Consider the following 26875-nt stretch of genomic DNA (forward strand, 5'->3'; position numbering starts at 1 on the left):
GGGATTCGCAACGGCGGCGGCGTTGCGGTCTGTACGGTCCCTGGGCTCTTGTAGGAGCGGCTTTAGCCGCGACCGGGCATTGCCCATGACGCGCGGTCGCGGCTGAAGCCCCTCCTACAGAGGCGGCGCAGCGCGCAGGCTAAGCGCGATCGTCGCTGCCCTCGCGCTCCCCGGAACCCGGCGCTTCTTCCAGGCCCGGCTTCCCCTCCACTGCCTCGGCCAGCATCTCGCCGGTCACCGGCTTGCGCAGGAAGCCGCTGAAGCCCGCAGCGCGGGCCTGCGGCTCGGCGTCGGCGTCGGCACGGGCGGTGACCGCGATCAGCGGCATGCCGTAGCCGAAGGCGCGCAACTGCCGCGCCAGCGCCAGGCCGTCCAAGCCGGGCAGGTCCAGATCGAGCAAGGCGATGTCGAACGCGCTGGCCGCCGCTTCGGTCAGTGCGGCCAACGCGTGCGCGGCGTGGGTGACGTGGTGGCCGCGGGCGCGCAGCAGGCCACCGACCACTTCGGCCACGGTCGGATCGTCTTCGACCAGCAGGATCCGCCGCGGCGCCGCGGCACTGGCGGATGCGCGAGCGTCGCGTGGCGCCTGCGGCAGCGGCTCGGGCAACCACGGCAACGGCAGGTCGACCACGAAGCGGGTGCCGGCGCCGAGGCGACTGCGCAGTTCGATGCGCCCGCCCATCGCCACCGCCAGTTCCTGGCTGATCGCCAGGCCCAGGCCGCTGCCGCCGTAGCGTGCGGCGGTCCGCGGTCCGTCGGCCTGCTCGAAGCGCTGGAACAATCGCGCCTGCTGTTCGGCGTTGATGCCCGGCCCGGTGTCGGCGACCTCGAAGCGCACGCCCTGCTGCGGCTGCAGCGGCGCCACCCGCAACTGCACGCTGCCGTGCTCGGTGAACTTGATGGCGTTGTTGAGCAGGTTCAGCAGGATCTGCCGCACCCGCGTGGCGTCGCCACGCGCGGTGACCTGCGGCGGCATGGCGTTGTCCAGGGCGAAGGCGAGGTCGCGGCTGCGCGCCATCGGCCCCATCATGGCCTCCAGTTCGGCGATCAGCCGGCCCAGGTCGAACGGCTGCTGTTCCAGTTCCAGGCGCCCGGCCTCGATCCGCGCCAGGTCCAGCGCATCGTTGACCAGGCGCAGCAGGTGCGAGCCCGCGTCGCGGATCGATTCGGTGTAGCGGCGCTGCTTGGTGTCCAGCGGCGTGGACAGCAGCAGTTCGCTCATGCCCAGCACCCCGGTCATCGGCGTGCGCACCTCGTGGCCGAGCGTGGCCAGGAAGCGGGTCTTGGCCAGCGAGGCCTGCTCGGCCACCTCTTGCTTGTGCACCGCCAGTTGCCAGGCGGCGCGCCGGCGCAGCCGCCGCCGGTACAGGTACGCGAGCAGCCACAGCGCCAGCACCGCCAGCACCGCCAGCCCGGCGATGCCCCAGGGGCTGCGCCACCACGGCGGCAGCACGCGGAAGTGCAGGCTGACCACGTTCGACCACACCTTGTCGGCGGTACGCGCCTGCATCTCCAGGGTGTAGTGGCCCGACGGCAGCCGCGAGAACAGACGCTCGCCGCTGGCGCCCACATCGACCCAATCCGGGTCGTAGCCGCTGAGGCGGAAGCGGTAGGTGTTGGCGTCGGTGTCGGAGAACGACAGCAGGCGCGCGACCACGTGCAGATCGCGGTCGCCTTCCTGCAGCACGATGCGATCGGCATGCAGCAGGTCCAGCCCGCGCTCGCCGCGGCGCACGCCGATGCGCTCGATCACCAGCGGCGGCTGCCGCCGCGACGGCACCACCTGCGCCGGCTCGAACAGCACCACGCCGTCCGGGGTGCCGCCGAGGATCTGCCCGCTGCGCGCCTGCACCAGGGTACGGATCTGGAACTCCTGGTTGGGCAGGCCATCGTGCACGCCGTAGGAGCGGATCGCCTTGCTCGCCGGATCGACCCGGATCAGCCCGCGCACGCTGCTCAGCCAGGCCACGCCGCTGGCATCGACCACCAGGCCGTTCGGCGCCAGCGCCGGGAACTCCTGCTCGGCGTCGATGCGGTCGAGCAGGCTCAGCCGGCTGCCGTCCCACAGATAACGCTCCAGGCAGCCGACGCTGGCCAGCCAGACCACGTTGCCGTCGCTGATCGCCAGGGCGCTCAGCGGGCGCTGCGGTGCGCCGGGCACCGCTTCGAACCGCGCGCGCTCCGAGCTCCAGGCGAGCAGCCCGTGCTGCCCCAGCAACCACGGCTGGCCCTGCGGCCCGAGGCTGGCCTCCTGCACGGTCAGATCCGCAGGCAGACCGGCGCTTCCCGGCGCCATGGTGCGCAGCACGTGACCATCGAGGTCGCGCACCTGCACGCCGGTGATGTCGCTGAAGATCCAGACGTGGCGGTCGCTGCTGAAGACGATCCGATCCACCTGGTCCATCATCGGCGCATCGGCCCCGGCGTCCTTGCCCCAGCGCCGGACCTCGCCGCTGGCCGGGTCGTAGCGCAGCACCGCCCCCGCCGCTGCCGCCCACAGCCGGCCCTGCGGGTCTTCGGCGATCGCCCGCGCCCAGTCCAGGCCGAACATCGCGCGCATGTGCCGATGCACGGCGCCGGTGGCCGGATCGAGCTTGTCCAGCACGCCACGCGTGCCGGCCAGCCACACGCCGCCGTCGCGGGACGCGGCGGTGGCCAGCACGTAGGGATTGCCCATCGACTCCGGGTCGTCCACCCGGTAGGACAGCACCGAGAACTGCTGCCAGTTGGCCGGCAGGTGCCACAGGCCGGCATTGGTACTGGCGAACCACAGCCCGCCCTCGCGATCCTCGAAGGCCAGCGACCAGTTCGGCTTGACCAGCCCGTGCGCGGAATTGCTGTACAGCGGCACGTTGCGGATCACCCCGGACTCGCTCTCGCGGCCCAGCCCGTCCATGGTGTCGAACCAGCGCGTGCCGTGGCGGTCGTGGACCAGCATGCCCAGCACGCTGTCGCCGGGCATGTTGCGCCAGTACGGCTCCACCACGCTGGCGTCGGCGCGCAGCAGGCGCATCCCGCCCAGGGTCGAAACCCACAGCGTATCGTCGCGTTCGGGCGTCAGCCCCTGCACGTCCGGCCGCGGCAGCGCGTCGGCGGCGACGCGCTGGAAATCGTGGCCGGTCCAGCGCGCCAGGCCGCCGCGGGTGCCCACCCACAGCGTGCCGTCCGGCGTGGTCGCCAGGTGGGCGACGCTGGCCGAAGGCAGGCTGCGCGCGTCGCCGGGGATCGGCATGAAGCGGCGCAGGCGGCCGTCCGGCTGCAGCTGGTGCAGGCCGCCGGCGGAGGTCCCGAACCAGACGCTGCCGTCCGGCGTGGACGCGATGGCCCACACGGTGGTGGAGCCGATCTGCGGATAGGTGCTGCGATCGTAGTAGCGGAACTGCCGGCGATCGGCCGAGAGCATGCCCAGGCCGGCGCCGTCGGTCCCGAACCAGACCCGGTTCTGCGCATCGACGTGCACCGACCAGATCTTGTTGTGGTGCAGGCCGTCCTCGATCCGCCAGATGCGGTAGCCGCGTCCGTCGAAGCGCGCCAGGCCATCGCTGCTGGCCAGCCACAGGTAGCCGAGCTTGTCCTCGGCGAAGCCATTGATGCTGTTGGACGGCAAGCCGTCGGCCACGGTCAGTTGGCGCGGCTGCGGCGTCGGCGGCACTGCCGCGCCGGCGACCGCGGACCACGCCAGCAGCAGCCATCCCAAGATCCGTCTCGACCGCATCGCCTCTGTCTCCCCGACGGGCATCCGTCCCGCGCCACCGCCGCCATCGTCGGCGATAAGCGCCGGCGCTGGCAACCGCGTCCCGCATCGACTCAGAGCGGCGGCGGCGCCCCGTCCAGCACCGCGTCGATGGCCCCTTCCAGCATCTGCCCGGTGACCGGCTTGCGCACGAACCCGGCGAATCCGGCGGCGCGCGCGGCGGCCTCGGCCTCGCCGTCGGAGCGCGCGGTCACCGCCAGCAGCGGGAAGCCATGGCCCAGCGCACGCAACTGCCGCGCCAGCGCCAGGCCGTCGAGCGCCGGCAGGTCCAGGTCGAGCAGGCCGATGTCGAAGCTGCCCTGGCTGGCTTCGGTCAGCGCCTCCAGGCCGTGCGCGGCCCAGGTCACCTGATGGCCGCGGCCGCGCAGCAGTTCGACCATCACCTGGGCCACGGTCGGTTCGTCCTCGACCAGCAGGATGCGCAGCGCGGTGCGCGCCCGCGGTGCCGGCGCCGGTACCGCCGCCGGTTCCTGCGCCGGACGCCAGCGCAGCGGCAGGCCCACGCGGAAACGCGCGCCGTGCCCCAGCCGGCTCTCGACCTGGATGCGCCCGCCCATCGCCATCGCCAGTTCCTGGCTGATCGCCAGGCCCAGGCCGCTGCCGCCCTGGCGCACCGCGGTACGCGGGCCGTCGCCCTGTTCGAAGCGCTGGAACAGCCGCGCCTGCTGCTCGCTGCCGATGCCCGGGCCGGTGTCGGCCACCTCGATGCACAACCCCTGGCCGTCCTGCCCCGGCGCCACCTTCAGCGCCACCGAGCCGCTGCTGGTGAACTTGATCGCGTTGCCGAGCAGGTTCAGCAGGATCTGCCGCACCCGCAGCGCATCGCCTTCCACCGTGGTCGCGCCGGGCATGCCGTCGTGCAGATCGAAGCGCAGCCCGCGCGCCTGCGCCAGCGGCGCCATCAGGTTGACCACTTCGGCGATCAGCGCCTGCAGCGCGAACGGCTGCGACTCCAGGCGCAGGCGCCCGGCCTCGATCCGCGCCAGGTCCAGCGCATCGTTGACCAGGTGCAGCAGGTGGGTGCCGGCGCGGCGGATCGACTCGGTGTACCCACGCTGCTTCGGATCCAGCGGCGTGGCCAGCAGCAGTTCGCTCATGCCCAGCACCCCGGTCAGCGGCGTGCGCACCTCGTGGCCGAGCGTGGCCAGGAAGCGGGTCTTGGCCAGCGAGGCCTGCTCGGCCAGTTCCTGCTTGTGCAGGGCCAGTTCCCAGGCGTGCTGGCGGCCCAGGCGCCGCCGGTAGGCGCGCAGCGACATCAGCAGCAGCAGGCCGGCCGCGGCGAGCAGCCCGACGATGCCCCAGACGCTGCGCCACCACGGCGGCTGCACCCGGAACGGCAGGCGCAGCGTCGGCGACCAGGCGCCGTTGCGGGTGCGCGCCTGGATCTCCAGCACCTGCGCGCCGTCGGGCAGCTGCGGCAGGGTGCGTTCGCCGCTGGCGCCGGTGCTGACCCAGTCGCGGTCGTAACCCGGCAGGCGGAACCGGTAGACGATGTGTTCCGGATCGATGTAGGACAGCAGCCGCACCGCCACGCGCAGGTCGCGGTCGTCCGAGCGCAGGGTGAAGTCGCCGCGCGTCGGCAGCGTCAGCAGTTGTGGGCCGCGCCGCACCTGCACGCTCTCCATGCTCAGCGCCAGCGGCACCGGCACCGGATCCGGCTGCTGCGTGTCCAGCAGCGCCACGCTGCCGTCCGCGGCGGCCGCCACCAGCACGCCGTCGGCGGTCATCAGCAGGCCGCGCCGCACCAGTTCCTGACTGCCGAGCCCGTCGCGGGTGCCGAACGCGCGCACCGCCGGCGTGCGCCGCGGATCGACCCGGAACAGGCCACGGCGCATGCCCAGCCAGGCGCGCCCCTGCGAATCGGCGACCAGCGCGCTGGACTCGGTGGCCGGCAGGCCGTCGGCCACCGCGTAGCGCTGGCTGCGCTGCCAGTGCGCGCCGGTGCGCCGCCACAGTTCCAGCCCGGACAGCCGGTGCACCCACAGCGTGCGCGCGTCGGCGAAGGCGAACGACTGCACCTTCTCGCCGGCCAGCTCCGGCGGCGTGCGGAACTGCCCGGCCGCGCCGTCCCAGTGCTGGAACTGTTCGGCGGCCACCCACGGCGTGCCGTCCGGCGCCATCGCGAACGCCGCGATGTCGGTGCCGGCGAGGCCGTGCTGGCCGCCGGGAAGGTTCTGCAGCACGTGGCCGTCGCCATCGCGCACCTGCACGCCATAGCCCGGCGCGGCGATCCACAGCCGCTGGCGTGCGTCCAGTTGCAGCCAGGCGAGCGTGCCGTCCGGAATCGGATCCGCCTCGCCGGCGGCGCGGGTCCAGCGCTGCAGGCTGCCCCCGTCCAGCGGGCCGCGCAGCAGCGTGCTGCTGCCCCCCATCCACAACGCCCCGCGCGGGTCGTCCAGCACCGACAGCAAGCGCCCGCTCGGCGCACCGTTGGCCCACTGCGGCGCGCTCAGCGCACCGCTGGTGGTGTCGAGGCGAAACACGCTGGCGCCGGAGCCGAGCAGCCACACGCCGCCGGCGCGCGCCGGCGCCAGGCCGACATACTGGTCGGCGGGCAGGCCCTGCGCGGTGCCCAGCACCGCCAGGCGGCGCCAATCCGGACGCAGGTAGCCCAGGCCGCGCGTCGGCAGCGGCACCCACAGGCCGCCCTCGCGATCGCGCAGCACGGTCTCCACCACGCTGGCGCCGGACACCGCCGCGCCGCCGGTGTCCACCCGCCGCGCCGGCCCGTCGGCCGGCTTGTGCCACAGGCCTTCGCCGTTGCCGAGCCAGTAGCCGCCGGCGCCGTCCTCGGCGATCGCGTTGGCCGCGCGATGCAGCGCGCCGATCCAGTCCGCACGCAACCAGCGCCCGGCGCGGTCGCGGCGGAACAGGCCGGTGTTGCCGCTGAACCACAGGCCATCGCTGAGCCGGGTGATCGACATGATCACCTGCTCCTCCTGCGGCATGCCGTCGTCGATGCGGTAGGCGCTGGCGTGGCGGCCGTCGTAGCGCACCAGACCCTTGAAAGTGCCCACCCACAGCACCCCGGCATCGTCGAAGGCCAGGGTCAGCACGGCGCTGTCGAGCAGCGCGTCCACCGCCGGATCGCCGGCGCGGATGCGCTGCACGCGGCCGTCGCCGCCCAGCCGGTACAGGCCGCCGCGGTAGGTGCCGAAGTACACCGCGTCGCCGCGGCTGGCGATGGCGAACACGTCGTCGCTGCGCATCGCCGGCTGCGTGGCCATGTTGAAGTGGCGGAAGCCGCGCCGGTCCGCGCCGAGCATGCTCAGGCCGCCGCCCTCGCAGGCTACCCAGATGCGGTCGCGCGCATCGATGTGCAGGTCCTGCACGTAGTTGCAGCGCAAGGAGGCGGGATCGGCCGGATCGTGGCGCCAGACCCGGAACTCGCGCCCGTCATAGCGGGCCAGGCCGTCGCCGCTGGCGATCCACAGATAGCCGTCGCGGTCCAGCTGCAACCCGGAGATATCGCTGGACGGCAGCCCCTGCTCGCCGGAGAACACCCGGAAGCGCGGCAGTTCCGGCACCGCGGCGCTGGCATCGGCGCACACGGCGGCCAGCGCCAACAGGCAGGCCAGCCCCCAGCAGCGCCACCGGCGTGGGGGATGCGGGATGGGCATGGACATCGGCTCCGGCAAAGGACGTCGGCGGATGAACACCGGCGCACTGCCGGGGCCGGACGCGCGGCGCGCCCGCTCCGTGTGCCGCTCGCCGCGGCAGCGTTCTTATACCCCGCGGCCGCGGAAAAATCACACCTGCCACCGCGCGCAACGAACCGTTACGCGCCGCAGGTACGCAGCCGGCCCGGACTGTGACTAGAATCCGGCGACCTCCCAGCGCGGCCTCGCTCCATGTTCAGACCCTCTCTCGTGGCCCTCCTGCTGGCCTTGCCGGGCGCCGCCCTGGCCGCGCCGGCGCAGTACGCGCTGGACCCGGTGCACACCCGGGTGCTGTTCGCGATCGAGCACGCCGGCTTCTCCAAGGCGCTGGGCACCGTGTCCGGCAGTACCGGCACCCTGGTGTTCGACCCGGACGACTGGCGCAGCGCACGGCTGCAGGCGCGGGTGCCGTTGCAGCGGCTGGACCTGGGCGACGAGAAGTGGAACCGCGCCGCGCTGGCGCACAACCTGCTCGACGGCGAGCACTACCCGGAAGCGCAGTTCGTCTCCACCCGCGTCGAGCCGATCGACGCGCAGCACGCCAAGGTGATCGGGCAGCTGACGCTGCACGGCGTGACCCGCGAGGTGACCCTGGACGTGACCCTGAACGCAGTGAAGCGTCATCCGCTGCCGCCGTTCCGTCGCACCGCCGGCTTCTCCGCCACCACCACGCTGCAGCGCGCCGACTTCGGCATCAGTTCCTGGCCGTCGGTGATCGGCGGCACGGTGGAGCTGCGCATCGAGGCCGAGGCCACCCGCGAGGGCGGCGCCAAGGCCGAACCGGATCCGGCGCCGGGCACTCCGCCTGCCGCTCCCACCGACACCCCCACCGCGCCGGCGGCGCAGGATGGCACGCCATGAGCGCCCGCAACACGCCCGACCGCTGGGGCAGCGTCAGCCAGACCCTGCACTGGCTGATCGCCGCCCTGATCCTGTTGCTCGGCGTGGTCGGCCTGACCATGGGCGAACTGCCGAAGACGCCCAAGTATTTCTGGGTCTACACCGCGCACAAGTCGCTGGGCCTGACCGTGCTGGCGCTGGTGATCGTGCGGCTGGGCTGGCGCCTGTACGCCGGCGCGCCCAAGCCGGTGCCCGGCACCCCCGCCTGGCAGGAACGCATCGCCGACGCCACCCACGCACTGCTCTACGTGATGATCTTCGCCATCCCGCTGTCCGGCTGGCTGTACGACTCCGCCAGCGGCCTGCGCCCGTTCCGCTGGTTCGGCCTGGTCGCGGTGCCCAAGCTCAGCGCCCCGAACGAGCACCTGCGCGATCTGTCGCACACCGTGCACGAATGGGGCTTCTGGCTGCTGATCGCGGTGGTCCTGGCGCATGCCGGCGCGGCCTTCTATCACCACCTGTTCCAACGCGATGCCACCCTGGCGCGGATGTTGCCGCGCGGCTGGCTCACCCCCAAGTCCTGAGGAGCTGTTTCGATGTCGACCCGTTTCGCATCCCCCGCCGCCGTCGCCGCCAGCCTGGTGGCCCTGCTCGCCGCTGCCCCCGCAGTGCAGGCCGCCGACTACGTGCAGGCCCCCGGTTCCACCCTGGTGTTCGCCAGCAAGTACGACGGCGAAGTGTTCACCGGCCAGTTCCCCGGCTTCGACACCAAGCTCAGCTTCGACCCGGCCAACCTGACCGGCGCCAAGCTCGACGTCACCATCCCGCTGGCCGGCGCCAAGAGCGGCAACAACGACCGCGACTCCACCCTGCAGGGCGCGGACTTCTTCGACGTCGCCAAGTTCGCCACCGCGCACTACCGCGCCGACAAGTTCCGCGCGCTGGGCAACAACCAGTTCGCCGCCGACGGCACCCTGGAGCTGCGCGGCGTGTCCAAGCCGGTGACCCTGACCTTCACCTGGACCCCGGGCGCGCAGCCGGTGCTGGCCGGCAAGGCCACCGTGAAGCGCCTGGACTTCGGCGTGGGCGGCGGCGACTGGGCCGATACCAAGACCATTCCCAACGAAACCGCGATCAGCACCAAGGTGGTGTTCAAGGCGAAGTGATTCGCCACAGGCCGCGGCGCGCGGCCGCTGAGCGGCGGATTTCCTCGTCGGGTCCGCCGCTTTTTTTATGCGCGGCTCACGCGCATTTGGCCGAGGCCGCCAGCCAGGCGCGCACGCCGTCCGCATCGAACGGCCAGTCCAGCTCGCGCCCGTCCGCAGCGCGCAGCACCGGCACCCGCACCCCGTAGCGCGCCTCCAGCGTCGCGTCGTCGTCGATGAACACGCTGTCCGGCTCGGCCACGCGCGCCTGCGCCAGCACCTGCAGGGCCTGGTCGCACAGATGGCAGTCGTCGCGCTGGTACAGGGTCAGGGACATGCTCGCGTCCTATGCTGCGCTGCGGACCTGGGCCGCGCGCCGGAAGCATAGAATAGACGGTCTTTCGCCCACCCCTTCGGCACGCGCATGGCTGTCAGCACCTTCGACCTGTTCAAGATCGGCATCGGGCCGAGCTCCTCGCATACCGTGGGGCCGATGCGCGCCGCCGAGCGCTTCGTGCACCGCTGGCTGTTCGACCAGGGCCGCCTGCAGGACGTGGTGCGCCTGCGCGCCGAAGTGTTCGGCTCGCTGGCCCTGACCGGGCGCGGCCACGGCACCGACAAGGCAGTGCTGCTGGGCCTGGAAGGCCAGCGCCCGAACCTGATCGATCCGGACATCATCCCCGGCGCGCTGGAACGCATCCGCGGCAGCAAGCGCATCAACCTGCTCGGCCGGCACGAGATCGCCTTCGACGAGAAGCGCGACCTGGCGATGAACAAGCGGCAGAAGCTGCCGTACCACACCAACGGCATGCGCTTCACCGCCTACGCCGCCAACGACGAAGTCATCGCCACGCGCGACTATTACTCGGTCGGCGGCGGGTTCGTGGTCAACCAGGACGACGCCGCCGACGACCGCATCGTCGCCGACGAGACGCCGCTGCCCTACCCGTTCAAGAGCGGCGACGAACTGCTGGCGCAGGCCGCGCGCAGCGGCCTGAGCATCGCCGCGCTGATGTTCGAGAACGAGAAGTGCTGGCGCAGCGAGGACGAGATCCGCGCCGGGTTGCGCGAGATCTGGGGCGCGATGCAGGCCTGCGTGACCCGCGGCATCCGCGAGGAAGGCACCCTGCCCGGCGGCCTGCACGTGTCGCGGCGCGCGCCGGCGCTGTACCGCGAGCTGTCGTCCAAGCCGGAAGCGGCGATGCGCGATCCGCTGACCACGCTGGACTGGGTCAACCTGTACGCGCTGGCGGTCAACGAAGAGAACGCCGCCGGCGGCCGCGTGGTCACCGCGCCCACCAACGGCGCGGCCGGGATCATCCCGGCGGTGCTGCACTACTTCGACCGGTTCTGCCCCGGCGCCGACGAACAGCGCGTGTTCGACTTCCTGCTCACCGCCGCGGCGATCGGCATCCTGTACAAGGAAAACGCCTCCATCTCCGGCGCCGAGGTCGGCTGCCAGGGCGAGGTCGGCGTGGCCTGCTCGATGGCCGCCGGCGGCCTGGTCGCCGCGCTCGGCGGCAAGCCGGGGCAGATCGAGAACGCCGCCGAGATCGGCATGGAGCACAACCTCGGCCTGACCTGCGACCCGATCGGCGGCCTGGTGCAGATCCCGTGCATCGAGCGCAACGCGATGGGCGCGGTCAAGGCGATCAACGCCAGCCGCATGGCCATGCGCGGCGACGGCAAGCACAAGGTGTCGCTGGACAAGGTGATCCGCACCATGCGCGACACCGGCCGCGATATGCAGGACAAGTACAAGGAAACCAGCCGCGGCGGGCTGGCGGTGAACGTCATCGAGTGCTGAGCCAGCCCGATGGACGCTGGCCCGGATGATCACCAGCGTCCTCGCTGCCGCGCGCATCAAGATCCGCGCGGCGATGCCGCTAACGACAGAGACGTCGGCCGATCCGGCATGGGCATGCGCTTGCGGTTTCCACACGCCTCCTGGCGCCTGCTGGCGCTACAGCTGGCCATGCTCTCGACAGCGTGGAGCGCATGCGTGCCGCAGGCACGGGCACTGCAGCCGGACAAGCAGTTCAATCACTACGAGCGCGAAGGCTGGGGGCTGGACCAGGGCCTGCCGCAGCTGAGCGTGCAGGCGTTCGCCCAGGACCATCAGGGCTATCTGTGGATCGGCACGATGGGCGGGCTGACCCGCTTCGACGGCGTGCGCATGACCTCGTTCAACGAGGGCGCGCCGGCGCACCTGCCCGGCAACCTGATCAAGGCGCTGCACGTGGATGCCGCCGGCACGCTGTGGATCGGCACCTACCGCGGCCTGTCGCGCTACCGCGATGGACGCTTCACCACGCTGCTGCCGCAGGACCCGCAGGCGCCGTTGCTCAACATCGAGGCGATCGCGACCGACGCGCACGGCAGCGTGCTGGTCGCGGCGCAGGATGGCGTCTACGCGGTGCAGGGCGATCGCCTGCACCTGCGTCACCGCATCGCCGGCGGCGCCTACGCGCTGTTGCCGCGCGCCGACGCGCTGTGGGTGGGCACGCGCGGCGCGGTGCTGCGGTTCGTCGCCGGCCGGGACGCGCCGGAGTCGCTGACACTGCCGCAGGAGGCCGGCGCGACGCCGGTGCAGCACCTGCTGGAGGCGCAAGGCACGCTCTGGGCCGGCACCCGCGACGGCCTGCTGTTGCGCCGCGACGGGCGCTGGCAATGGCTGCCCGATACCGCCGGGACGAGCCGGCGCGCGGTGCAGGCCCTGTTCGAGGACAGCGACCGCAATCTGTGGGTGGGACAGCCCGGCGCGCTGCTGCGCGTGCGCGATGGCGCCATCGTCGAACGCAACCCGGAAAACAAGCCGAACGTCGGCGTCAACGCCATCTTCGAGGACCGCGAGCGCAACCTGTGGCTGGGCAGCAGCTGGAACGGCGCCACCCGGCTGTGGAACGGCTGGACCCGGCGCTACAGCACGCACGAAGGGCTGGACGACGCACTGGTGTGGACCCTGGCGCGCGATCCGGATGGATCGCTGTGGGTCGGCACCGACAGCGGCCTGTCGCAGCTGCGCGATGGCCGCTACCAGCCGCGCCTGAATCTGGCGCAGTTGCACAACGAGGCGCCCTACACCTTGCTGGCCGAACCCGGCCAGCTGTGGATCGGCACCCGCCATGGCGCCGCCCTGTACCGCGACGGCCGGCTCAGCCAGCCGGACTGGCTGGCGCCGCTGCGCGACCTGCAGATCAGCGGCATCGCCCGCGACCGCGCGCAGCGACTGTGGTTCGCCAGCGACGACGGCCTGTTCCGCGCCGACGGCGCGCGGCTGCGCCGCTACGGCACGGCCGAGGGCCTGCGCGATCCGCGCATCCGCCTGCTCCACGAGACCCGCGACGGGCGCCTGCTGGTCGGCGCGCAGTCGGGCCTGTACGAATTGCGCGGCGAGCGCCTGGTCGCGCTGGCGCCGCCGGGCTCGGCGCTGGCCAGCGCCGACGTCACCGCGATCCACGAGCTGCCCGGCGGGCAGTGGCTGGTCGGCACCCTCAACGAGCAGTTGTGGCTGTTCGACGGCACGCACTGGTATGCGTACGGGGAACAGGACGGGCTGCCGGTGAACGCCGCGTTCTTCATCGCCGACGACGGCCGCGGCGCGATCTGGGTGGCCGGCCTGCGCGGGGTCTACCGCGTGCGCCTGGCCGACCTGCTTCGCCATGCGGCGTCGCCGCAGGCGCCGCTGAACGCCGAACTGATGCTCACCGAGCGCGCGCAGCGCCATGGCGGCGTGCAGGGCATGTGCTGCAACGGCGCCGGCAACGGCAAGGGCTTCATCGAGCACGGCGCGCTGTGGCTGCCCAGCCGCGATGGCGTGGTCGCGCTGGACACCGCCGGCATCGTCAAGAATCCGGTGGCGCCGCAGCCGGTGGTGGAGCGGGTGCGCGCGCTGGGCCAGTGGCTGACGCCGCAGGCGCTGCCGGCACCGCTGCCGGAAGCCGCGCGCGACCTCGACTTCGAGTTCACCGCCGCCTCGTTCCAGGCACCGCAGAACGTCGAGCTGCGCTACCGCCTGCTCGGCTACGACCGCGGCTGGCGCACCCTCGACGACATCCGCCAACGCGCGGTCAGCTACACAAACCTGCCCGGCGGCGACTACGTCTTCGAAGTCACCGGCAGCAACAACGCCGGCGTGTGGGCAGCCGCGCCGGCGCGGCTGCCGCTGCGGATCGCGCTGCGCTTCCAGGAAACGCCGTTCTACAGGCTGCTGCTGACACTGGGCGCGTTCACCCTGCTGCTGTGCGCGGTGGCCCTGGCGCGGCTGCACAACCGGCGCCAGCGCGACATCCTCGAACGCCAGGTGCGCGAGCGCACCCAGGCGCTGCAGGCGGCCAACCAGCGCCTGCAGGAGGCCAGCTTCACCGACGAACTGACCCAGTTGCGCAACCGCCGCTACCTGTCGCTGCACATCCCCAGCGACATCGCGCTGTACCGGCGCATGGCCGCCAACGACGAGGACATGCTGTCCTCGGGCATGCTGTTCGCGCTGATCGACATCGACCACTTCAAATCGATCAACGACAGCGGCGGCCACCACACCGGCGACGCGGTGCTGCAGCAGATGGCGCAGTTGCTGGTGCGGCTGACCCGCGAAAGCGACTACGTGGTGCGCTGGGGCGGCGAGGAGTTCCTGCTGGTGCTGCGTTCGGCGCCGCGCGAGAACCTCACCATGGCCGCCGAACGGCTGTGCCGCTCGGTCGCCGCCCACCCCTTCGTGCTCGACCACGGCCGCCAGGGCCGGGTCACCTGCTCGATCGGGCTGGCCGAGTTCCCGTTCGTGCACGACCCGGACAACCTGCTCGGCTGGGAACAACTGCTGGTGCTGGCCGACCGTGCGCTGTACCAGGCCAAGGCCAAGGGCCGCAACGGCTGGGCGGCGTACCGGCCGGTACTCGGTGCGCAGGCCGAACAGGTGCTAGCCGCGCTGCAGGAACCGCTCGCGCGGATGCAGCACCACGCCTGCCTGACCCTGGTGCACAACGGCGGCAGCCTGCCGCCCGTGTAACGCGTTGACGCCTGGCAAGCGCAGGCCGGGCTAAGGTCGTGGTCCATCACGCCTGTCGCCCTGCTCCCATGCGCCACTGCCTGCTGCTCGCCGCCCTCGCCCTGTCGCCGCTCGCCTCCGCCACCGATGCGCCGCCACGCTACGGCGCGCAACTGGAAGGCTTCGCCTATCCCTATCCGGTGCACTGGTACCGCTTCGAGTCGCAGCGCCAGCCACTGCAGATGGCGTACATGGACGTGGCCCCGACCGGCACGCCGAACGGCCGCACCGTGGTGCTGCTGCACGGCAAGAACTTCTGCGCGGCGACCTGGGAATCGACCATCGCCGCGCTAGTGGCACAGGGGTATCGGGTGCTGGCGCCGGACCAGATCGGCTTCTGCAAGTCGAGCAAGCCGCAGGCCTACCAGTTCAGCTTCGCGCAACTGGCGGCCAATACCCATGCGTTGCTGCAGCAGGCCGGGGTGACCCGCGCCGCGATCGTCGGCCATTCGATGGGCGGCATGCTCGCCGCGCACTACGCGCTGCAGTATCCGCAGGACGTGAGCCAATTGCTGCTGGTCAACCCGATCGGGCTGGAGGACTGGAAGGCCGCCGGCGTGCCGTGGCGCAGCGTCGACGACTGGTACGCCAAGGAGCGCAAGACCGACGCGGCTTCGATCAAGCAGTACCAGCAGACCGTCTACTACGGCGGACAGTGGAAGCCCGAGTACGACCGCTGGGTGAGCATGCAGGCCGGCCTGTACGCCGGCCCCGGTGGCGACCGCGTGGCCTGGAACCAGGCGCTGACCTCGGACATGGTGTTCAACCAGCCGGTGGTGCAGCGCTTCCCGCAACTGCACGTGCCGACCACCCTGTTCATCGGCCAACGCGACCGTACCGCGATCGGCAAGGATCTGGCGCCGCCGGCGCTGGCGGCGACCCTGGGCGATTATCCGGCGCTGGGCAAGCGCGCGGCCGCGGCGATTCCGGGCGCGCGCCTGGTCGCCTTCGACGACCTCGGCCATTCGCCGCAGGTGGAAGCGCCGCAACGGTTCAATGCGGCCTTGCTCGAGGCGCTGGGCACGGCGCCCTGAGCGAACGCGCGCTGCACGCACCCGCTCGGCAGCGTGCCTCTCGCCCTGCACCACTCGCGCTTCGTCGCCCTCGACACACCCGCACTGCACCGCAGCATCGGACAACCATGAAAACGTTGTCATCGCAGTAATCCTGGATCTGTCTCGCATTCGTCGGATTTGTCGGTTGACAACGTTGTCTTCTCATTCGAACCCTGCGCGTGCCCGGTCCGCGTGCGAGTCAAACGACGTCGGCGCCACGCGTCTCCAAGCCCCGGGTGATCGGACTCAAGGAACCAGATAGCGGCTCACCACCGCTCCTCAGTCGCGCTACCTACCGCATCGGAGGCGTCACCATGAACACGAAATCCGCTGGATCGTGGTTGTTGTTCTGTTGTCTTGCCCTGGCCGGCCTCGCGCCCGGCCAGACCTGGGCCGCCGCGTGCACCGGCGTCGCCGCCTGGAACCCGGCCACCATCTACGCCGCCGGCGATACCCTGACCTACGCCGGCCACCTGTACCGCGCCAATGGGCCGATCTGGAACACCGCGCCGACCTACTGCACCAGTTGCGGCTGGTACCAGGACCTGGGCACCTGCGATGGCAGTTCGAGCAACCAGCCACCGAGCGTGGCGCTGACCGCGCCCACGACCGGCACGCGCTTCGTGGTCGGCAACACCATCACGTTGCAGGCGTCGGCCAGCGATCCGGACGGCAGCGTCGCGCGGGTCGAATTCTTCCGCGGCAGCACCTCGCTGGGCAGCGTGAGCGGCACGCCGTACACGCTGGCCTGGAGCGGCGCGGCGGCCGGCGACTACAGCCTGACCGCGGTGGCCACCGACAACGCCGGCGCCCGCACCACCTCGGCCGCGGTCGCGATCAGCATCGCGGCGCCGTCGACCGACACGACCGCCCCGAGCGTGCCGACCGGCCTGGCCGCGGCCACGCGCGCCAGCAACGCCATCACCCTGACCTGGAATGCCGCCTCCGACAACGCCGGCGGCAGCGGCCTGGCCGGCTACGACATCCTCCGCGACGGCATTCGCGTAGGCACCTCCAGCACCACCGGTTACACCGACTCGGCGCTGACCGCCGACACCGCGTACACCTACGCGGTCCGTGCCCGCGACAACGCCGGCAACGTCTCGGCCAGCAGCGCCACGCTCAGCGTGCGCACCCTGCCCGCCAGCGCCGGCGGCGGCAAGCGCGTGATCGGCTACTTCACCCAATGGGGGATCTACGGCCGCAACTACCAGGTGCGCGACATCCAGGCCAGCGGCGCCGCCGGCTACCTGACCCACATCAACTACGCCTTCGGCAATGTCCGCAACAACCGCTGCGAAGTCGGCGTCACCCAGCCCTCCGACAGCAGCACCGGCGCCGGCGGCGATGCCTTCGCCGACTACACCAAGGCATTCTCGGCCGCGCAGAGCGTGGACGGCGTGGGCGATACCTGGGACCAGCCGCTACGCGGCAACTGGAACCAGCTGAAGAAACTCAAGGCCGCGCATCCGGGGCTGAAGGTGCTGATCTCGCTGGGCGGCTGGACCTGGTCGCGCGGCTTCTCCAGCGCCGCGCGCGCCGAGAACCGCCAGGCCTTCGTCGCCTCGTGCATCGACGCCTACATCCGCGGCAACCTGCCGGTCACCGACGGCGCCGGCGGCAGCGCCGCCGCGGCCGGCGTGTTCGACGGCATCGACATCGACTGGGAATATCCGGTGGCCTGCGGCATCGCGTGCGGCAGTGCGGAAGACCGGCAGAACTTCACCGCGCTGCTGGCCGAGTTCCGCCGCCAGCTCGACCAGGTGCGGCCGGGGCTGCTGCTGACCGTGGCGGTCGGCGCCGGCATCGACAAGATCCGCGTCACCGACCCGAACCTGTACGCGCAATACCTGGACTACCTCAACGTGATGACCTACGACTTCCACGGCGCCTGGGATCCGCAGACCAATCACCACTCGGCGCTGTTCGAGTCGCCGGCCGACCCGTCCAGCGGCGACCAGCGTTACTACAACAGCAACGATGCCATCCAGGCCTTCCTCGACCGTGGCGTGCCCGCCGCCAAGCTCAACCTCGGCATCGGCTTCTACGGGCGCGGCTGGACCAACGTGCCCAACGTCAACCACGGCCTGTACCAGAGCGGCAGCGCCGCGCCGGGCACCTACGAGGCGGGCATCGAGGACTACAAGGTGCTGCGCAGCCGCGCCGGCACCAGCTATGTCGACGCGCAGGCGCATGCGCACTGGAAGTACGACGGCAGCACCTTCTGGAGCTACGACAACCCGGCGCTGGTCACCGAGAAGATGAACTACGTCAAGACCCAGGGCCTGGGCGGCGCGTTCTTCTGGGAATTCAGCGGCGACTACCAGGGCGAGTTGCTGAAGACCATGGGCCAGGGGCTGCAATGAGCTGAGGCGCCAGCCCGCACCGCGACGCCCGCAACGGATGGCGGGCGTCGCTTGCGGCGCTCAGCGCACCGCGATCCGCAGCACGTCGTCGAGCAAGGCCGCGGCGGTGACGTCGGCACCGGCGCCCGGCCCCTGGATCAGCAGCGGCTGCTGCAGGTAGCGGTCGCTATGGATGGCGACGCGATTGTCGGTGCCGGCACCGCTGGCCAGCGGATGCGTCAGCGGCAGCGCGCGCAGCCCCACCGAGGCGCCGTGCGCATCGAAGCGGCCGACGAAGCGCAGGCAGGCACCGGCGGCCTGCACCTGCGCCAGGCGCGCCGCCAGCGGCGCGTCCAGTTGTGCCAGCGCGGCATCCAGTTGCGCCAGCGGCACCGTGGCCAGCGCGGCCGGCACCAGCGATTCAACCTGCACCTGCTCGGCACGCAACGGCAGGCCGGCGGCGCGGGCCAGGATCAGCAGCTTGCGCCGCACGTCCTCGCCGGACAGGTCCTCGCGCGGATCGGGTTCGGTGTAGCCGGCGGCCACGGCCTCGCGCACGCACTCGGAGAAGGCGCGGCGGCCGTCGTAGCGATGCAGCAGCCAGGCCAGTGACCCGGACAGCACGCCTTCCACCGCGTGGATATGGTCGCCGCCGGCCACCAGCGCGCGCAGGCTGCTGAGCAACGGCAATCCCGCGCCGACCGTGGCGCTGTCGCCGTAGTGGGTGCTGGCGGCATGCCGCGCGGCATGGATCTGTTCGGCCCGCGCCAGCGCGGCGCCCTGGCCGAGCTTGTTGGCGGTGACCACGTGCACGCCGCGCCGCAACCACTCGGCATGGCGCTGCGCGACCGCCTCGCTGGCGGTGGCATCGACCACGATGTCGCCCTGGCCCAGGTCGTCCGGCAGCGTCACCGCCTGCGTTCCGCGCGCGGCGGCATTGGCCGCGGCCAGCGCCTGCGCCGGCGTCAGCGCGCAGTCGGCGACGGTGCGCGAATTGGCCAGCCAGGCGAAGGTCGGCAAGCCTGGGCGGCGCTGCTGCAGCGCCTGGTAGCGCGCGACGAAGGCGCGGCCGACGGTGCCGGTGCCGAGCAGGCCCAGCCGCGCGGTTGCCACGGCCGGCGCCGCACGCAGCGGCGCCGACGGCGCATCGGCCAACCCGCTGCTCACGCGTCCACCCGTTTGCGGGCCAGCGCCTCGCCGGCGCGCTGCGCGCGCTGCAGGCCGGCCTGCAGATCGGCGACCAGGTCCGCACTGGATTCGATACCCACCGACAGGCGCAGCAGGCCGTCGGAAATGCCGGCCTTGGCGCGCGCCTCGGCGGTCATCGCCGCATGGGTCATGGTCGCCGGATGCGCGATCAGGCTCTCCACGCCGCCCAGCGATTCGGCCAGGGTGAAGTAGCGCAGGCCGTCGACGAAGGCGCGTACCTCGGCCTCGCCGCCGGCCAGTTCGAAACTGATCATCGCGCCGAAGCCGCGCTGCTGCCGCGCCGCCACCGCGTGGCCCGGATGCGAGGCCAGGCCCGGGTAGTACACCTGGCGCACCGCGGCGTGCGTGGTCAGCAGTTCCACCACCGCCTGTGCGTTCTCCTGGTGCGCGCGCAGGCGCGCGTCCAGCGTGCGCAGGCCGCGCAGGGTCAGGAACGCGTCGAACGGCGAGCCGGTCAGGCCCAGCGCATTGGCCCACCACACCAGTTGCTGGTGCAGTTCGGCATCGGCGGCGATCACCGCGCCGCCGACCACGTCGCTGTGGCCGTTGACGTACTTGGTGGTGGAGTGGATCACCAGATCGGCACCGAAGGCGATCGGGGTCTGCAGCGCCGGCGACAGGAAGGTGTTGTCGACCACCGCCAGCGCGCCGGCCTTGTGCGTGGCGTCGATGACGAAGCGCAGGTCGGTGATGCGCAGCAGCGGGTTGGACGGGGTCTCGATCAGCACCAGCTTCGGCGCCTGCGCCAACGCATCGGCCAGCGAGCGCGGATCGGTCAGGTCGGCGGTGATCAGCTCGAAGTGGCCCTTCTTCGCCAACGCATTGAACAGCCGCCAGCTGCCGCCGTACGCATCGTGCGGCACCACCAGCTTGTCGCCGGGCTGCAGCAGCGCATTGAGCACCAGGTTGATCGCGCCCATGCCGGTGGCGGTGATCACCCCGCCGGCGCCGCCTTCCAGTTCCGCCAGCGCTTCGCCGAGCAGGTCGCGGGTGGGGTTGCCGCTGCGGGTGTAGTCGTACTGGCGCTTGTTGCCGAAGCCGTCGAAGCTGAAGTTCGACGACAGCACGATCGGCGGGGTCACCGCGCCGTAGGCGGTGTCGCGGTCGATGCCGGCGCGGACCGCGGCGGTGGCGGCACTACAGGGCAGATCGGTGTCGTGGGCAGTGCTCATGCGGCAACTCCGGTGGGGCGAAGGGCGGTGGCGAGAATCGCGTCGATGCGATCGGTTTCTTTCAGGAAGGCGTCGTGGCCGTAGGGCGAACGCAGTACGCGCAGGCTGCCGCGCGGTCCGAGTCCTTCGACCAGGGTGACCAGGTCCGACAGCGGCACCAGGCGGTCGCCCTCGACCGCCACCACCACGGTGGGCACGGCGACGGCGGCCGGCTCGATGCGGTGCAGGTCGATGGATTCGGACAGGCGCAGGTAGGCGTTGACCTGGGTGCGCGCCACATACTGCGCGCCGGCGGCGTCCAGATAGTCTTCGGCGGCGACGCGGACGCGGCCGTTGATCACTTCCGGCGCCGCGTCGAAGCGTTCGCCGAATTCCTCCGGAGTGCGGTAGCTGAGCATCGCGAACTGCCGCGCCAGCGACAGCCCGTGGCTCTCGGCGCATTGCAGCTGGCCCAGTGCCACGGCGCGGCGCTGCAGCGCACGCCAGGCGGCGGCATACGGATGCGCGCGGTGCGCGCCGCTGACCGCGATCAGCTTCTGCAGGCGCTGCGGATGCCGCACCGCCAGTTGCAGGCCGACCAGCGCGCCGTAGGAGTAGCCGACGAATCCGTGCAGCTGCGCGATGTCCAGCGCGTCCAGCAGCGCGGCAATGGCATCGGCCTGGTCGGCACTGTCGATGGGCGCGTCCAGGCTGCCATCGGCACCGACGAAATCGAACGCCAGCAGCCGCCGCTGGGTGGGATCCAGCGCCCGCCCCGGCCCGACCAGGCCTTCGGCCCAGCCCTTCTCGGGAAAACTGGCGTTGGCGGCGAGGTGGCGGTGCGCGGAGATGCCGCCGGCAACGAACACCACCGGCGCGGCGGCGGGGCCGCTCAGTTCGTAGCGCAGGCGCAGCAGTTGCACGCCGGCATGGCGCAACGGCAGCGCGACCGCGATCTCGCCGCGCATCGCATGCACGCCGTCGGCCGGCGCGGCAACGCGGTCGTGGGACGGAATGGCGGAGGTGGGGCGATCAGGCGAGTTCACGAGGCGCATGGCGGTATCCGGAGAGGAACGGCCATCGAGCTTCGCGGAGCTCGCGTTCGCCATGCAGAGGGCATGGATCGAACCATCTTTCGGCGGACGCGGTGGTCCCCGCAGGATTTGGCACCTACACGGTCGCTTGCGCGTCCGCTGGCTGCCCCGGCATCAAAGGGCCTGTCCCTCCGCCGGTCTCGATGGTGGAGCCACGATGCCAGCGATTTTCGGCCATGTCAATCTCTTTATTCGGATGAAGCGATATGATTTTTCGATCCCTGGCCTCGGCGATACTCCGTTTCCCCCATCGCCCCCCTCCTCCGTGCGCCGACGCCGTCCCCGCCGCTGGCTTGCCATGGTCCTGTCGCTGGCGGCGGCCGCAGCCGCGTCCGCGCAGCCGCTGCTGCGCTGGAATGCGCCACGGCCCGTGGCGGCACCGGCGCCGGCCTGGCTGCAGGTGAGCGCCCGCGACAGCGGCCTGCGCGAGGTCGCACTGGGCAATCCGCTCGGCGGCCCGGTGCAGATCCGCCTGCTCGGCGACAGCGCCGGCTTCACCGCCGTCCCCGCGCTGCCGCTGACCGTGGAGTTGGCCGCCGGCGAGCGCCGCGTGGTCGCGCGCCTGTATCCGCCCGGCGACCTCGCCGAGGCCGGCGGCGACGGCGCCCGACTGCGCATCGAGGCGATCCCCGGTTCGCCGCGCGCCCATGCCGACGCGGTGCTGTATGCCCTGCCGTTCGCCGATCGCCCGGTGCGCATCGACCAGGGCTTCGGCGGCGCTTTCAGCCATCGCGACCCGGCCAACGCCTATGCGCTGGACTTCGCCTTGCCCGAAGGCACGCCGGTGCTGGCGGCGCGCGCGGGCGTGGTGATGGAGGTGCGTGACGACTTCCGCGAGTCCGGCACCGACCCGCGCCTGGGACAGGCCGCCAACCTGGTGCGGGTGCTGCACGCCGACGGCAGCATGGCGATCTACGCGCACCTGGCCCCCGGCGGCGTGCAGGTGCGGGTGGGTCAGGCGGTGCAGCGTGGCGACCGCCTCGGCCTGTCCGGCAACACCGGCCTGAGCAGCGGCCCGCACCTGCATTTCGCCATCCAGCTCAACCGCGGCCTGCGCCTGGAATCGGTGCCGTTCCGGATGGCCGGCCCGCTGGGCGAACTGCGCTTCGCCCACCCCGCCGCACCCTGAGCGCGTCGCCTGCCGTTCGTCGGCAGAAGCCTTGACAGGCGCCATGTGTATTGATGTATTAATACACATGGATGCAAGCCACCTCCACGTGCAACCCAGCGCCCCCGAGCCGATCTACCGGCAGATCGCCGAGCAGATCCGCCGCCTGGTCGCCGCCGGGCAACTGCGCCCGGGCGACGGCCTGCCCTCGGTGCGCGACGTCGCCGCGGTCCACGCGGTGAACCCGATGACGGTCTCGCGCGCCTACAGCCAGCTCGAGGCCGAGGGCGTGCTGGAACGCCTGCGCGGCCGCGGCATGGCGGTAGCCGCGACCGCCGCCGCACCGCAACGGCAGCGCCTGGAGTTGATCGAACCGCGGCTGCAGGAACTGGTCCGGCATTGCCGCGAACTGGGCCTGCCCGCGCCTCCCGTGATCGAACGTCTTGAACAGTTGTTTGGAGAACCTGGCGATGAGTAGCGTGGTGATGCAGAGCGCAATCCAGACCGACCTGGACATGGACCTGCCGCTGGCGGCGCACGACCTGCACCTGGCGTTCGGTGCCAGCGACGTGCTGCGGGGTGTGGGCCTGCAGATCGGGCGCGGCGAGGTCGTCGGGCTGATCGGCCGCAACGGCGCCGGCAAGAGCACCCTGCTGGCCTGCCTGCTCGGCCTGCTGCAGCCGCAGCGCGGCCAGGCGCGCGTATTCGGCGGTCCGGCGCTGCGCCTGGACGACGCGCGCAAGGCGCAGGTGGGCTTCGTGCCGCAGCAGCCGCAGGCCTTCGGCTGGATGCGCGTGGAGGAACTGCTCGCCTTCGCCGCGCAGCTCTATCCGCACTGGGACGCGCAGCGCGCCGACACGCTGCTGCGCCGCTGGGAACTGGACCGCACCCAGAGCATCGGCAAGCTCTCGCCCGGCCAGGCCCAGCGCCTGGCCCTGGTCCGGGCGCTGGCCGCACGGCCGGCGTTGCTCGTCCTCGACGAACCGGCCTCGGCGCTGGACCCGGTCGCGCGCCGCGACCTGATGCGCGAGATCGTCACCGAAACCTGCGACGCCGGCACCACCGTGCTGTTCTCCAGCCACATCGTCAGCGACCTGGAACGCGTGGCCTCGCGCGTGGCCTTCCTCAACCAGGGCCAGTTGCTGCTGGACCAGCCGCTGGACGAACTCAAGGACCGGGTCCTGCGCATCGGCATCCCGGCGTCGGCGGCCGCGACGCTGGGCGCGCCGTTGCGCGGCGAACTGGCGCGCCGCCACGCCGCCGACGGCGGTGTCGTGGTGGTGCTGCATGCCAACGAGCTGCCGTCCGCGCTATTGACCGTCCCCGGCATCCGCATCGACCGGCTGGGCCTGGAAGACCTGTTCATCGAGGTGGTCGGATGAACCGTCTTCCTGCAGATCTGCGCCTGCTCTGCCGCGCATCGGGCGTGACCGGATGGCTGTATCCGCCAGCCCTCGCCGCCGCCTTCGCCTGCACCTGGCTGCCTGAAAAAGCCGCCAACCTGCTGCCGCCAATGCTCACAGCCATCATGGGGATGTTCGTCTGGATGCTGCTCGGCGCTCGCCTGCTGAGTCTGCTCGAACAAGGGCGCCAACTCCGTCTGCCGTCCATGGCAGCGCGCTTCGTCACTCTGTTCGGTGCCGCACTGGCCTTGACGGTGCTGCTGCCGACGCTGCTGTTCGCCGTGCGCGGTGTCGATCCCGGCCTCTCGCTCTCTGTCCTGCTGCTCAGCGCAAGCTTCGGCATGTTGGTCGCCACCCTGCCAGCCTGGTGTGCCCCCTTGATCGGCATCTTGCCGGGGACGCTGGGCGGCTTTTTGCCCGAGGGCAGCTTCGTGCCACTGACCCTGCATCCACGCGCCAGCATGCTGCTCGCTGCGCTCACCTGCGCGCTGATCAGCCTGTGGTCGTACCGGTACTTGCGTGGTCGCCCGGCCGATGCGCTGTCGGCATGGTCGCGCCCGATGTGGATCGGCCTGCAGCAGCGCCAGCCCGGCGATGGCACAACCAAGCAGGCGGTCGAGTCGCAGGGCGGACGCTTGGGCTGGATCCAGGGTATCGCCCGCCCCGCCTTTCCGACCGAACTTCGTCATCAACCGGAACGCGCCATGCGCTATGCGCTAGGCCCGGGCTTCGCTCCCGGCAGCACCGCCGGCACCCTTCTGGCCGCAGTGGTCACACCGGCGCTGCTGCTGGTGTTGTGGACGCCCCTGTTGCTGCGCACGCAATCGCCGACGCTGCCGCTGGTCATGGCCAACGTCATGACCAACCTGTCCAGCCTGAAGTTCCTGCAGCGCTTATGGCTGTGGCGCAAACACGGCAACCTGGGACTGATGGAGAGCGCGCTGCTACCCGGCCTGGGCGCGCCCGGACAGGCCGGCAAGCTGTTCAACCAGGTGATCCTGAAGCGCGCGATCGCGGCGATGCTGCCCTGGCTTGGCCTGTCCTGGCTGATCGGCGCACTCAACCATGCGCCGACGGCCTATTACCCGCTGACCGTGTCGATCACCCTGACCGCAACACTGGCCGCCAGCAGCTTGCTGCTGGCCTGCATGCGCTGGCCGCGCGGCGCGCTGTTGCTGACCGTGACCCAATTCGTCCTGGCCATGCTCGGTGGGATCAGCATCGGCCAGGTCGGCCTGCCCGGCGCGGTGGCACCGCACTGGCTGGCACCGGCCTGGAGCGTGCTGCTGCTCGGCATGGTCATCGTCTACAACCTGGTGGCACGCCAATCCAGCAAGCGCCCGCACCCCTGGCTGCTCAACTGAACGGCCGCAGCGGGAAGCCCGCTATAATCGCGGGCTTCCTCCGTTGCCGATGACGCCCTTCCGGGCGTGCCGCCCATGTCCGAAGTCGCCACCGAAGCTGCGCGCCGCCGCACCTTCGCCATCATTTCCCACCCCGACGCCGGCAAGACCACGCTGACCGAAAAGCTGCTGCTGTTCGGCGGGGCGATCCAGATGGCCGGCTCGGTGAAGGGCCGCAAGGCCGCCCGCCACGCCACCTCGGACTGGATGGCGCTGGAAAAGGAGCGCGGCATCTCGGTGACCTCGTCGGTGATGCAGTTCCCGTACGAAGGCAAGATCATCAACCTGCTCGACACCCCCGGCCACGCCGACTTCGGCGAGGACACCTACCGCGTGCTCACCGCGGTGGACTCGGCGCTGATGGTGATCGACGTGGCCAAGGGCGTGGAAGAACGCACCATCAAGCTGATGGAAGTCTGCCGGCTGCGCGACACGCCGATCATGACCTTCATCAACAAGCTCGACCGCGAGGGCAAGGATCCGATCGACCTGCTCGACGAGGTCGAGACCGTGCTCGGCATCGAGTGCGCGCCGGTGACCTGGCCAATCGGCATGGGCCAGCGCCTGAAGGGCGTGGTGCACCTGGTGACCGGCGAAGTGCACCTGTACGAGCCGGGCCGCAACTTCACCCGCCAGGATTCGACCATCTTCCCGTCGCTGGACGCGCCCGGCCTGGCCGAGAAGATCGGAGAACAGATGCTGGCCGACCTGCGCGAGGAACTGGAACTGGTGCAGGGCGCCAGCCACGCCTTCGACCTGGACGCTTACCGCGCCGGCAAGCAGACCCCGGTGTTCTTCGGCTCGGGCGTCAACAACTTCGGCGTGCAGCCGCTGCTGGACTTCTTCGCCGAGCACGCACCGCCGCCGCAGCCGCGCGCCACCACCGGCCGCCAGGTGCAGGCCGGCGAGGACAAGCTCACCGGTTTCGTGTTCAAGATCCAGGCCAACATGGATCCGCAGCACCGCGACCGTGTCGCGTTCATGCGCATCTGTTCGGGCCGCTTCGCCGCCGGCATGAAGACCCTGCACGTGCGCACCGGCAAGGAGGTCAAGCTGGCCAACGCGCTGACCTTCATGGCCAGCGACCGCGAGATCGCCGCCGAGGCCTACCCCGGCGACGTCATCGGCATCCACAACCACGGCACCATCTCCATCGGCGACACCTTCACCGAGGGCGAGTCGCTGTCGTTCACCGGCATCCCCAACTTCGCCCCGGAACTGTTCCGCCGCGCGCGCCTGCGCGACCCGCTCAAGCTCAAGCAGCTGCAGAAGGGTCTGGCGCAGCTGTCCGAAGAAGGCGCCACCCAGTTCTTCCGCCCGCTGATGAGCAACGACCTGATCCTCGGTGCGGTCGGCACCCTGCAGTTCGACGTGGTCGCCTACCGGCTCAAGGACGAATACGGCGTGGACGCCAGCTTCGAACCGGTCGGCGTGGTCACCGCGCGCTGGGTACACTGCGACAACCCCAAGAAGCTGGAAGAGTTCCGCGAGAAGAACGCGATGAACCTCGGCATCGACGCCGCCGGCGAACTGGTCTACCTGGCGCCGACCCGGGTCAACCTGCAACTGGCGCAGGAACGCGCGCCGGACGTGCGCTTCGCGGCTACGCGCGAACACGCGCACAGCGTGGCGGTGGAATGACCGCCATGTGACCGCGGGCGT

18 protein-coding genes, 1 pseudogene and 1 riboswitch are annotated in these 26875 nt (G+C 71.3%); of the genes and pseudogenes, 13 read left to right on the plus strand and 6 right to left on the minus strand.

Annotated elements, in window-relative coordinates; genetic code table 11:
• Window positions 1–139: 139 nt before the first annotated feature.
• Both PIQ37_RS03255 and PIQ37_RS03260 read right to left on the minus strand, forming a co-directional pair.
• Window positions 140–3739, minus strand: coding sequence for a hybrid sensor histidine kinase/response regulator (locus PIQ37_RS03255; protein ID WP_342072321.1), 3600 nt, complete (start codon window positions 3737–3739; stop codon window positions 140–142).
• Window positions 3740–3807: 68 nt separating this feature from the next.
• Window positions 3808–7374, minus strand: a complete 3567-nt coding sequence (locus PIQ37_RS03260; protein WP_342072322.1) for a hybrid sensor histidine kinase/response regulator — start codon at window positions 7372–7374, stop codon at window positions 3808–3810.
• A 231-nt stretch (window positions 7375–7605) separates the two neighbouring features.
• Between PIQ37_RS03260 and PIQ37_RS03265 the strand changes: the two genes are divergently transcribed.
• From PIQ37_RS03265 to PIQ37_RS03275, 3 genes are read left to right on the plus strand one after another with little or no spacing between them, the layout of a single operon-like run.
• Window positions 7606–8274, plus strand: a complete 669-nt coding sequence (locus PIQ37_RS03265; protein WP_150409433.1) for a YceI family protein — start codon at window positions 7606–7608, stop codon at window positions 8272–8274.
• Window positions 8271–8837, plus strand: coding sequence for a cytochrome b (locus tag PIQ37_RS03270; protein WP_342072323.1), 567 nt, complete (start codon window positions 8271–8273; stop codon window positions 8835–8837). The genes PIQ37_RS03265 and PIQ37_RS03270 overlap by 4 nt, the downstream gene beginning before the upstream one ends.
• 12 nt (window positions 8838–8849) lie before the next feature.
• Window positions 8850–9419, plus strand: a complete 570-nt coding sequence (locus tag PIQ37_RS03275) for a YceI family protein (protein ID WP_342072324.1) — start codon at window positions 8850–8852, stop codon at window positions 9417–9419.
• 76 nt (window positions 9420–9495) lie between these two features.
• Here the strand turns inward: PIQ37_RS03275 and PIQ37_RS03280 are convergent, their stop codons facing one another.
• Window positions 9496–9735 (minus strand): glutaredoxin family protein, encoded by a 240-nt coding sequence (locus PIQ37_RS03280; protein ID WP_342072325.1) that lies wholly within the window; start codon window positions 9733–9735, stop codon window positions 9496–9498.
• 87 nt (window positions 9736–9822) lie between these two features.
• Between PIQ37_RS03280 and PIQ37_RS03285 the strand changes: the two genes are divergently transcribed.
• From PIQ37_RS03285 to PIQ37_RS03305, 5 genes and pseudogenes are all read left to right on the plus strand, one after another.
• Window positions 9823–11205 carry an L-serine ammonia-lyase gene (locus PIQ37_RS03285; RefSeq protein ID WP_150409435.1) on the plus strand — a complete coding sequence of 461 codons (1383 nt, stop codon included), beginning with the start codon at window positions 9823–9825 and terminating at the stop codon, window positions 11203–11205.
• Window positions 11206–11400: 195 nt separating this feature from the next.
• Window positions 11401–14406, plus strand: coding sequence for a ligand-binding sensor domain-containing protein (locus PIQ37_RS03290; protein WP_342072326.1), 3006 nt, complete (start codon window positions 11401–11403; stop codon window positions 14404–14406).
• Between the two features lie 68 nt (window positions 14407–14474).
• Window positions 14475–15479, plus strand: a complete 1005-nt coding sequence (locus PIQ37_RS03295) for an alpha/beta fold hydrolase (RefSeq protein ID WP_342072327.1) — start codon at window positions 14475–14477, stop codon at window positions 15477–15479.
• Window positions 15480–15814: 335 nt separating this feature from the next.
• Window positions 15815–16276: pseudogene (locus tag PIQ37_RS03300) on the plus strand (Ig-like domain-containing protein); the annotation flags it as partial.
• 351 nt (window positions 16277–16627) lie between these two features.
• A complete protein-coding gene (locus tag PIQ37_RS03305; RefSeq protein WP_342072425.1) occupies window positions 16628–17866 on the plus strand; it encodes a glycoside hydrolase family 18 protein in 1239 nt (412 codons plus the stop codon).
• 60 nt (window positions 17867–17926) lie between these two features.
• On the opposite strand, the gene PIQ37_RS03310 is transcribed toward PIQ37_RS03305, so the two are convergent.
• The 3 genes from PIQ37_RS03310 to metX are packed head-to-tail and all read right to left on the minus strand — an operon-like array spanning window position 17927 to window position 21260.
• A complete protein-coding gene (locus tag PIQ37_RS03310; protein ID WP_342072426.1) occupies window positions 17927–18976 on the minus strand; it encodes a homoserine dehydrogenase family protein in 1050 nt (349 codons plus the stop codon).
• A gap of 32 nt (window positions 18977–19008) precedes the next feature.
• Complete coding sequence (locus PIQ37_RS03315) at window positions 19009–20226, minus strand: O-succinylhomoserine (thiol)-lyase (protein WP_017909760.1); 1218 nt, start codon at window positions 20224–20226, stop codon at window positions 19009–19011.
• The gene (metX, locus tag PIQ37_RS03320) at window positions 20223–21260 is read right to left on the minus strand and encodes a homoserine O-succinyltransferase MetX (RefSeq protein WP_152238177.1); all 1038 of its coding nucleotides are present in this window, start codon (window positions 21258–21260) and stop codon (window positions 20223–20225) included. Before metX ends, PIQ37_RS03315 begins: the two co-directional genes overlap by 4 nt.
• A 70-nt stretch (window positions 21261–21330) precedes the next feature.
• Window positions 21331–21449, minus strand: a riboswitch (SAM riboswitch).
• Between the two features lie 148 nt (window positions 21450–21597).
• On the opposite strand from metX, the gene PIQ37_RS03325 reads away from it, so the two are divergent.
• The 5 genes from PIQ37_RS03325 (at window position 21598) to PIQ37_RS03345 (ending at window position 26854) form a co-directional block, all read left to right on the plus strand.
• A complete protein-coding gene (locus tag PIQ37_RS03325; RefSeq protein WP_342072328.1) occupies window positions 21598–22428 on the plus strand; it encodes a M23 family metallopeptidase in 831 nt (276 codons plus the stop codon).
• Between the two features lie 67 nt (window positions 22429–22495).
• The gene (locus PIQ37_RS03330) at window positions 22496–22885 is read left to right on the plus strand and encodes a GntR family transcriptional regulator (RefSeq protein ID WP_342072329.1); all 390 of its coding nucleotides are present in this window, start codon (window positions 22496–22498) and stop codon (window positions 22883–22885) included.
• Between the two features lie 7 nt (window positions 22886–22892).
• Window positions 22893–23789: an ABC transporter ATP-binding protein gene (locus tag PIQ37_RS03335; protein WP_407136459.1), complete on the plus strand. Its 897-nt coding sequence runs from the start codon at window positions 22893–22895 to the stop codon at window positions 23787–23789.
• Entirely contained in the window at window positions 23786–25174 is a 1389-nt protein-coding gene (locus PIQ37_RS03340; RefSeq protein ID WP_342072331.1) for a hypothetical protein, read from the plus strand. Before PIQ37_RS03335 ends, PIQ37_RS03340 begins: the two co-directional genes overlap by 4 nt.
• Window positions 25175–25249: 75 nt before the next feature.
• A complete protein-coding gene (locus tag PIQ37_RS03345) occupies window positions 25250–26854 on the plus strand; it encodes a peptide chain release factor 3 (protein WP_017912942.1) in 1605 nt (534 codons plus the stop codon).
• Window positions 26855–26875 lie beyond the last annotated feature (21 nt).

Source organism: Xanthomonas protegens (assembly GCF_038442435.1).
GTDB lineage: Bacteria > Pseudomonadota > Gammaproteobacteria > Xanthomonadales > Xanthomonadaceae > Xanthomonas_A > Xanthomonas_A sontii.